This window comes from Acinetobacter sp. SwsAc5 (assembly GCF_013391485.1).
Lineage (GTDB): Bacteria > Pseudomonadota > Gammaproteobacteria > Pseudomonadales > Moraxellaceae > Acinetobacter > Acinetobacter towneri.
Map to the genome: position 1 here is coordinate 1 of NZ_JACAXD010000066.1, position 1698 is coordinate 1698.

General features: G+C 52.1%; 1 tRNA gene and 1 rRNA gene. Both read left to right on the top strand.

The annotated features are described in order from the left end of the window. Nucleotides 1–14 precede the first annotated feature (14 nt). Nucleotides 15–1552: ribosomal RNA gene (locus HYG89_RS15850) — 16S ribosomal RNA — on the top strand. Nucleotides 1553–1611: 59 nt separating this feature from the next. Continuing rightward, a tRNA-Ile gene (locus tag HYG89_RS15855) sits at nucleotides 1612–1688 on the top strand. The last annotated feature ends 10 nt before the right edge of the window (nucleotides 1689–1698 follow it).

The window sequence follows — 1698 nt, forward strand, 5'->3', positions numbered from 1 at the left end:
CTTCAAAATGATTTTAACTGAAGAGTTTGATCATGGCTCAGATTGAACGCTGGCGGCAGGCTTAACACATGCAAGTCGAGCGGGCGAGGTTGCTTCGGTAACTGAGCTAGCGGCGGACGGGTGAGTAATGCTTAGGAATCTGCCTATTAGTGGGGGACAACATTCCGAAAGGGATGCTAATACCGCATACGTCCTACGGGAGAAAGCAGGGGCTCTTTATGACCTTGCGCTAATAGATGAGCCTAAGTCGGATTAGCTAGTTGGTGGGGTAAAGGCCTACCAAGGCGACGATCTGTAGCGGGTCTGAGAGGATGATCCGCCACACTGGGACTGAGACACGGCCCAGACTCCTACGGGAGGCAGCAGTGGGGAATATTGGACAATGGGGGGAACCCTGATCCAGCCATGCCGCGTGTGTGAAGAAGGCCTTTTGGTTGTAAAGCACTTTAAGTGGGGAGGAGGCTTACCTGGTTAATACCTGGGCTAAGTGGACGTTACCCACAGAATAAGCACCGGCTAACTCTGTGCCAGCAGCCGCGGTAATACAGAGGGTGCGAGCGTTAATCGGATTTACTGGGCGTAAAGCGCGCGTAGGTGGTTAATTAAGTCAAATGTGAAATCCCCGAGCTTAACTTGGGAATTGCATTCGATACTGGTTAGCTAGAGTATGGGAGAGGATGGTAGAATTCCAGGTGTAGCGGTGAAATGCGTAGAGATCTGGAGGAATACCGATGGCGAAGGCAGCCATCTGGCCTAATACTGACACTGAGGTGCGAAAGCATGGGGAGCAAACAGGATTAGATACCCTGGTAGTCCATGCCGTAAACGATGTCTACTAGCCGTTGGGGGATTTGATCCTTTAGTGGCGCAGCTAACGCGATAAGTAGACCGCCTGGGGAGTACGGTCGCAAGACTAAAACTCAAATGAATTGACGGGGGCCCGCACAAGCGGTGGAGCATGTGGTTTAATTCGATGCAACGCGAAGAACCTTACCTGGCCTTGACATAGTAGAGACTTTCCAGAGATGGATTGGTGCCTTCGGGAATCTACATACAGGTGCTGCATGGCTGTCGTCAGCTCGTGTCGTGAGATGTTGGGTTAAGTCCCGCAACGAGCGCAACCCTTTTCCTTACTTGCCAGCATTTCGGATGGGAACTTTAAGGATACTGCCAGTGACAAACTGGAGGAAGGCGGGGACGACGTCAAGTCATCATGGCCCTTACGGCCAGGGCTACACACGTGCTACAATGGTCGGTACAAAGGGTTGCTACCTCGCGAGAGGATGCTAATCTCAAAAAGCCGATCGTAGTCCGGATCGCAGTCTGCAACTCGACTGCGTGAAGTCGGAATCGCTAGTAATCGCGGATCAGAATGCCGCGGTGAATACGTTCCCGGGCCTTGTACACACCGCCCGTCACACCATGGGAGTTTGTTGCACCAGAAGTAGGTAGTCTAACCGCAAGGAGGACGCTTACCACGGTGTGGCCGATGACTGGGGTGAAGTCGTAACAAGGTAGCCGTAGGGGAACCTGCGGCTGGATCACCTCCTTAACGAAAGATTGACGATTGGTAAGAATCCACAACAAGTTGTTCTTCATTGATGTATCTGAGGGTCTGTAGCTCAGTTGGTTAGAGCACACGCTTGATAAGCGTGGGGTCACAAGTTCAAGTCTTGTCAGACCCACCACTACTGACGA